The sequence below is a fragment of the Aequoribacter sp. genome (assembly GCF_965659035.1).
Lineage (GTDB): Bacteria > Pseudomonadota > Gammaproteobacteria > Pseudomonadales > Halieaceae > Aequoribacter.
The window spans coordinates 5,361-11,691 of record NZ_CBFHWH010000063.1; the positions used below are offsets into that span (position 1 = coordinate 5,361).

Here is a 6,331-nt window from a genome sequence, read left to right on the forward strand (position 1 = left end):
ACGTGGGGGTCGATAAAGGCTTTGTGTTTTTTACGAACTATTCAAGTTCTAAAGCTCAAGCTATCGATCACAACCCGCGTGTGTCGTTGCACTTTCCTTGGAATGAATTAGATCGTCAGGTGATCGTGGGTGGTGTAGCGAGTAAGATCTCTAAACTCGAAACCGCCCAGTATTTTTTATCGCGCCCTCGTGAGAGTCAGTTGGCAGCCTGGGCTTCGCATCAAAGTCGCCCAATCTCGGCTCGCTCAGTGCTTGAGCAACAGCTACATGCCATGAAGGAGAAATTCAGCCACGGTGATGTTCCAGTGCCCGATTTTTGGGGCGGTTATCGCGTGGTGCCGGATCGCATAGAGTTTTGGCAGGGTGGCGTTAACCGCCTTCATGACCGCTTCCGGTATTATCGTGAAGGCGAGAGCGATTGGTGGATCGAGCAGTTACAGCCTTAGTTTGAGCCTATTCTTGATCGGTCGGAACCACTTGGCGTTGATCTACATAACGGCAATATTTTGGTAGTCCAAGTAGTTGGCGACGGATTAAGTCCAGCGTACAGGCGGTGACCATCGTCTGGAATAGTTGCCGAGGCAGTGGCCACAATAGCCGAAGCGTGTTCAATTCTTCTCGTGAGCCGTAGGCTACCCAAACCGTGCCTACGGGCTTTTCGTCGGATCCACCATCGGGCCCTGCAACACCGCTCACCGCAATCACGTAGTCGGCCGATGCCCGGGCTAGTGCCCCGTCAGCCATTTGCCGTACAACCGGTTCGCTAACAGCGCCGCAGTTGTTTAAGTGACTGTCTGAAACGCCAAGAACACTGGCTTTGATCGCATTGTCGTAGGTGACAAAACCGGCATGGAATGCTGCCGAGGCGCCCGGGATTTGAGTGAGAGCGCTGGCGATTAGGCCACCGGTGCAAGACTCTGCGGTCGTGATGGTTTGCTGGCGTTCTCGCAATAGTTTCAACACTGCTTCGGCAAGTGTGGTATCGCCTTCGCCAACGATATGGTCCCCAAATAGGGTATGGATGTGTTGGATACAGCGTTCTTGGTCTTCTTGATGGCTGTCGTCGTGGATAGTGAGTTTTACTTCCATTTGTGGAGCGCTGGCGCGAAAGCCCAGCTCCACGGTCTCGGGCCAGTCAAAAGTGCTGTTGTTAATGAGCTGTTGAGCGTTAGATTCGCCCAATCCAAAGGTTTGCAAACGTCGCACAATAGTACGATGCGTCAGATCAAATCGAGCGCTAATTCGGTCCGTGATAATGGGCAGCATTTGCCGCATTTCGCTGGGAACCCCAGGTGTTGCAAAGACGCGGGTGCCTTGGTGCTGCAAGTCAATTCCCGGCGCCGAGCCCGTTGCGTTAGGAATGATGTCTGCACCGGCAGGAATCAACATTTGTTTTTTGTTTGCGTCATTTAGCGCTTGGCCTCGACGTTCACACCACCCCTCTAATTGGGCTTTTGCGTCCGGGTGTATTTGCAAGGCGCTATTGCTAAAAGCCGCTAAAGCCTCTGACGTTAGATCGTCGACAGTAGGCCCCAAGCCACCATTCATGATGACAATGTCAGCCGATGCACTCATGCTGTTTAGTTCAATTAACAGTTGTTCGAGGTCGTCGTTGACCGTGACTCGACGGCTAACTTTAATGCCCATGGCGGCCAGCTCGCGGGCGATGTAAGCCGAGTTGGAGTCGATGGTGTCGCCCGCCATGACTTCGTTTCCGGTCATGAGTAATTGAACGTTGAGTGCTGTCATTTGGCCTCCATGTGGGGTGAGTAGTGTAACAAGCCATGCTTAAATGACTACTCAAAATTGTGGTGTGCGTGTTAAGTTTTTGCTAAGCAACAATCGAGATGATGACGGCATGATTAAATCGTTGTTCACAGTTTTTACTGTGCTATGGCTATTTGCGCCCATGGCGAACGGTCTTGATGAGTCTGAATCTGGCAGCTCCGAAAACCTTGTCTGGCTGGATCGTGCGCATCAGTCCGCGACCACAAGCGTGGATAACATGGCACTGTGGATTGATGGTGTGTTTGGCGATCAGGTCACCGAAGATGAAGCAATGGCCGAGAGCTATCTGCGGGTTATTGGGCGTTACTCATGGAATGAAAATGCCGAAAATGCCAATAATTTGCGCGTTCGAGGCACCTTGTATCTTCCCAAGGTGAACGACCGTTTGGCGCTTTTATTTGACGATGATGATATCGGCGATGAGGCGTTGGACGCTATCCCAGGTGCGGGCAGCGAATCCCCTGACCTAGGTATTCAGTGGCGCTTGTCGAAGCAGGATGCTTCAAGTATTGATTTGACGGCACATTGGCGTGATTCAGGTATACGTCCGGGTATTAGATTTAGGCGTCAGGCCCCGGTCACGGACAATGTCGCTATGCGTTTTTACCATCGATTTGATTACGGCAAAGATGGCTGGGAAACATCGACAGAATTGATTTTTGATAAGAAAGTCACGTCCGGACACCTCTACCGTTGGCGTACCCGAGTCGATACCAGCTTGGGTGACGAGGCTGCGTCTTGGCGCACGGTGTTTCAGTCGCGACATGCGAAGGGAGAGGGCGCTGCCCTGCATGCTCGGCAGTGGTTTTTGGGTGTGGCGGGGCAGGGTTCTTCAGCCTGGCGGGATACCGCTAAATATGTCGGGGTTACCTGGCGACGCTCTTACGTGCGAGACTACCTTTGGTTCGAAGTCGAGCCCCGCTACACCTGGCAATCTGCGTTGTGCGATTGCGATACCGCATCGTTGCAACTGCGTGTAGAAGTCTTACTTTTTGATCCTGACTAGCGCTTCTGTCTCGCCACAAAGGAATCCAGCTGTTAAGGTGTGGGGTTTTGAAAATAGGGGGACATGTTATGAGCGACAACTTGAAATTTACGACAGATGAGCAAAAAGTCAGCTATGGCTTTGGCCTGCAATTTGGCGACCAGCTGCGTAAGAATCAATTCGACGGTATGGACATCGATGCGGTGGTTGCGGGTATCCGCGACTGGTTTGCCGATGGCGCCAGCAAGCTATCTGACGCTGACCTAAATCCTGCCTACCAGGCCGTTCAAGCCAAGCAACAAGCGGCGCAGGCAGAGCAAGGTGCTGCGCAAAGCGCTATCGCTGACCAATTCATGACCCAAAACGCGGCGCGTGAGGGTGTCGTGAGCACTGAATCGGGTTTGCAATACGAGGTGCTCGAATCTGGCGATGGTGCTACGCCCACTCGGGACTCTACGGTCGTGGTGCACTACCACGGGACCTTTGTTGATGGTTCGGTATTTGATAGCTCCGTGCAGCGCGGGGAGCCTGCGACTTTTGGCGTGACACAGGTTATTCCTGCGTGGACCGAAGCTTTGCAGCTGATGTCTGTGGGCGATAAATGGCGCGTGTTTGCGCCCCCGCATTTGGCCTATGGCGAGCAAGGTGCCGGTGGTGTGATTCCACCCAACACCGCTTTAATATTCGAAGTTCATCTGATCGGGATCGAATAAGGAGCCGCGGGCGGTGATCAGTCAGTTGAATTTACCCAGAATTCTCCGCGTCGGGGGCGGTGCGAGCCAAGAGCTAAGAGCGACACTCGCGCAATTGGGGCTGTCAAAGCCCTTAATAGTGACCGACCCATTCATTCGCTCGCGAGCGTTTTTTGATGCGATTGTCGGTGCAGTGCCTGATTTTGATAGTGCTACCGATATCTTTGCTGACTGCGTGCCCGACCCAACCACCGATTCGGTGCGGGCCGGTTTGTCGGCGTTGACAGCAAAGGATTACGATTGTCTCATCGCCATCGGGGGCGGTAGCTCCATGGATACGGCAAAAGCGATGGCTGCGATGCAAGGGCGGTCTGAGCCCATGCGGCAATACAAAGTACCTTTTGCTTTAGATTCCGGTTTGCCGATTATCGCGATCCCAACGACTGCGGGAACCGGTTCTGAGGCCACCAAATTTGCAGTAATAACCGACACCGAAACGCAGGAAAAGATGCTGTGGATAGGTCTGGCGCTGATGCCGATTGCTGCGCTGGTCGACTATGAGTTGACGATGGAAATGCCCTATCGTTTAACCGCAGACACAGGCCTAGATACCCTGTGCCACGCCCTAGAGGCCTTTGTGAGTCGCAAAGCCAATGCGTTTACCGACCCGATCGCCTTGGATGCCATGCGTTCAGTGGTGACCTTTTTGCCCAACGCATGCGCCGACCCTAGCAATCGTGAAGCACGCGAGGCGATGATGCTGGCTGCAACTCAAGGCGGCGTTGCTTTTGCGAATGCCTCGGTGACGTTAATTCACGGGATGAGTCGCCCTATCGGCGCGCACTATCATGTGCCGCACGGGTTAAGTAATGCCATGCTGCTGCCAGAGATTACCGCCTGGTCAGTGCCGGGTGCCCAAGTCCGCTATGCTATCGCATCTCGGCATATGGGTTTCGCTGCCCAAGACAGCGATGACTCAACCGCGTGCGATGCACTAATCAGTGGTCTGCGTCGTTTGTGCTCGGATTTAAGTGTACCGACGCCCGCGAGTTACGGCATTGACCCCGACAGCTGGCGAGCTAATGTAACCTTGATGGCAGAGCAGGCTTTAGCCTCTGGTTCGCCGAATAATAATCCTCGCGTGCCGTCTGCTGCGGAAATTGTGGATCTTTATCGGCGTGTCTTCGAGTAAAGACTTGCTTCGGATACGGATTTCCGCCCATCATTAGCGGGTCAAGCGACTTTAAGCGGGAAGGTTCATGGTTTCAGATTCAAACCTTATTTGGGTAGACATGGAAATGACGGGTCTAGAACCTGATCAAGACGTGGTTATCGAAATAGCAACGATTGTCACCGATAGCGAGTTGAATACTTTGGCCGAAGGTCCGGTCATTGCCATTCATCAGTCCGATGCCATTCTTGCGGGGATGGATGAGTGGAATACCACACATCACACAGCGTCGGGTTTAGTGGATCGAGTGCGTGCCAGCACCACGGACGAACAGGCCGCCAGTCTTGAAACTATCGCCTTTTTAGAGCAATGGGTCCCCGCAGGTAAATCACCAATGTGCGGTAACACCATTTGTCAGGATCGGCGTTTTATGGCTCGTCACATGCCAACACTAGAGGCCTATTTCCACTATCGCAATTTAGATGTCAGCACGTTGAAGATTTTAGCCCAGCGTTGGGCACCAGAAGTCGCTGATGGCTTTTCCAAAAAAGGCGCGCATTTGGCTCTTGATGATATTCGCGAGTCGATCGAAGAGCTGCGTTACTATCGTGAAAAAATGCTGACCTGTTAGATTCGGCGCAATAGGCGGTTACAAGCGGTGGGCAAGCGAAAATTAACCAAGCAGCAAGCGTGGCGAATCCAAAAGATTCAAGATGAGCGCAGTAAGCGCTCGCAGAAACGCGACAGCAAAGCCGACGAATTACTCGTTGGCGGTGAGCTAGGCGATGAACAAGAAGGCCTAATCATCTCGCATTTTGGTACCCAAGTGGAGGTGGAGGGCACAAACGGTGAGCGGCAGCGCTGCTTTATCCGGGCTAATTTACCGGCTTTAGTCACGGGCGACCGAGTGGTGTTTTGCGCTGGCGAATACGCAGGCGTCGTGGTGGCTTTGCACGAGCGCCACACCATATTGAAACGCCCAGATCCCTACACGGGTCTTAAGCCTGTTGCTGCCAATATTGACCAGGTCGTCGTGGTGATTGCACCTCAACCTACACCCTATGCTGATTTGATAGACCGCTATTTGGTGGCGGCCGAAACGGCCGGTATCGAACCTTTATTGTTACTAAACAAGACCGATCTACTTGATCAGCCCGAGCTGAAAGACACAGTCGATGAAGTGCTCGAACCCTATAAAGCCTTGGGTTATCGAGTGGTGCAAACCAGTGCGAATCGGGCCGATTTGTCGGCTCTAGTCCATGTTTTGCAAGACCGTGTGAGTGTGTTTGTTGGACAATCGGGAGTGGGTAAATCGTCTTTAGTGAATTCACTGCTGCCGGCAGCAGCGCTGCGTACCAGCGAGCTTTCGCAATACAATCAAAAGGGTCAGCACACCACGACTACGGCGCGACTGTTTCACTTGCCCACCGGCGGCGTATTGATCGATTCTCCTGGAATTCGCGAATTCGGCTTGTGGCATATGAGCCGTACCGAATTAGAGCAGGGTTTTCGGGAGTTTGCGCCGTTTCTCGGAGTCTGCCGTTTTCGTGATTGCAAGCACGAAGCTGAGCCAGATTGTGCGCTTTTGGCGGCGGTGGACGAGGGGCGTATCAGCGAGGCTCGATTTCGCAGTTATCAAATATTGGTCGACGCGTTAGACGCCGACCGCCCCGTCTAAACGTTTATTCGTGAGGC

Annotated in this window: 7 protein-coding genes; 6 read left to right on the forward strand and 1 reads right to left on the reverse strand. The window is 53.1% G+C overall.

What is annotated here, in order from left to right:
• A partial coding sequence (pdxH, locus tag ACTF5Z_RS09095; RefSeq protein ID WP_438985359.1) for a pyridoxamine 5'-phosphate oxidase occupies nucleotides 1-446 on the forward strand: 446 nt, incomplete at its 5' end.
• A gap of 7 nt (nucleotides 447-453) precedes the next feature.
• Here the strand turns inward: pdxH and ACTF5Z_RS09100 are convergent.
• Nucleotides 454-1,749 (reverse strand): CinA family nicotinamide mononucleotide deamidase-related protein, encoded by a 1,296-nt coding sequence (locus ACTF5Z_RS09100; RefSeq protein ID WP_009575857.1) that lies wholly within the window; start codon nucleotides 1,747-1,749, stop codon nucleotides 454-456.
• A 43-nt stretch (nucleotides 1,750-1,792) separates the two neighbouring features.
• Here ACTF5Z_RS09100 and ACTF5Z_RS09105 point away from each other — a divergent pair, with 43 nt between their 5' ends.
• The 5 genes from ACTF5Z_RS09105 to rsgA all read left to right on the forward strand — a co-directional run bounded on the left by ACTF5Z_RS09105 (nucleotide 1,793) and on the right by rsgA (nucleotide 6,314).
• On the forward strand, nucleotides 1,793-2,794 hold the full coding sequence (locus ACTF5Z_RS09105) for a hypothetical protein (protein WP_438985360.1): 1,002 nt from the start codon (nucleotides 1,793-1,795) through the stop codon (nucleotides 2,792-2,794).
• Between the two features lie 68 nt (nucleotides 2,795-2,862).
• The gene (locus tag ACTF5Z_RS09110) at nucleotides 2,863-3,486 is read left to right on the forward strand and encodes an FKBP-type peptidyl-prolyl cis-trans isomerase (protein ID WP_423849046.1); all 624 of its coding nucleotides are present in this window, start codon (nucleotides 2,863-2,865) and stop codon (nucleotides 3,484-3,486) included.
• Nucleotides 3,487-3,499: 13 nt separating this feature from the next.
• On the forward strand, nucleotides 3,500-4,657 hold the full coding sequence (locus tag ACTF5Z_RS09115; protein ID WP_438985361.1) for an iron-containing alcohol dehydrogenase: 1,158 nt from the start codon (nucleotides 3,500-3,502) through the stop codon (nucleotides 4,655-4,657).
• A gap of 67 nt (nucleotides 4,658-4,724) precedes the next feature.
• Nucleotides 4,725-5,267 carry an oligoribonuclease gene (orn, locus tag ACTF5Z_RS09120; protein WP_438985362.1) on the forward strand — a complete coding sequence of 181 codons (543 nt, stop codon included), beginning with the start codon at nucleotides 4,725-4,727 and terminating at the stop codon, nucleotides 5,265-5,267.
• 27 nt (nucleotides 5,268-5,294) lie between these two features.
• Nucleotides 5,295-6,314 carry a small ribosomal subunit biogenesis GTPase RsgA gene (gene rsgA / locus ACTF5Z_RS09125; protein ID WP_438985363.1) on the forward strand — a complete coding sequence of 340 codons (1,020 nt, stop codon included), beginning with the start codon at nucleotides 5,295-5,297 and terminating at the stop codon, nucleotides 6,312-6,314.
• Nucleotides 6,315-6,331: the final 17 nt, after the last annotated feature.

Bases quoted from the DNA above. Each gene is read 5' to 3' on its own strand.
- ACTF5Z_RS09110 (WP_423849046.1), top strand. From the start codon at position 2,863: ATGAGCGACAACTTGAAATTTACGACAGATGAGCAAAAAGTCAGCTAT.
- orn (WP_438985362.1), top strand. From the start codon at position 4,725: ATGGTTTCAGATTCAAACCTTATTTGGGTAGACATGGAAATGACGGGT.
- ACTF5Z_RS09105 (WP_438985360.1), top strand. From the start codon at position 1,793: ATGACTACTCAAAATTGTGGTGTGCGTGTTAAGTTTTTGCTAAGCAAC.
- ACTF5Z_RS09100 (WP_009575857.1), bottom strand. From the start codon at position 1,749: ATGACAGCACTCAACGTTCAATTACTCATGACCGGAAACGAAGTCATG.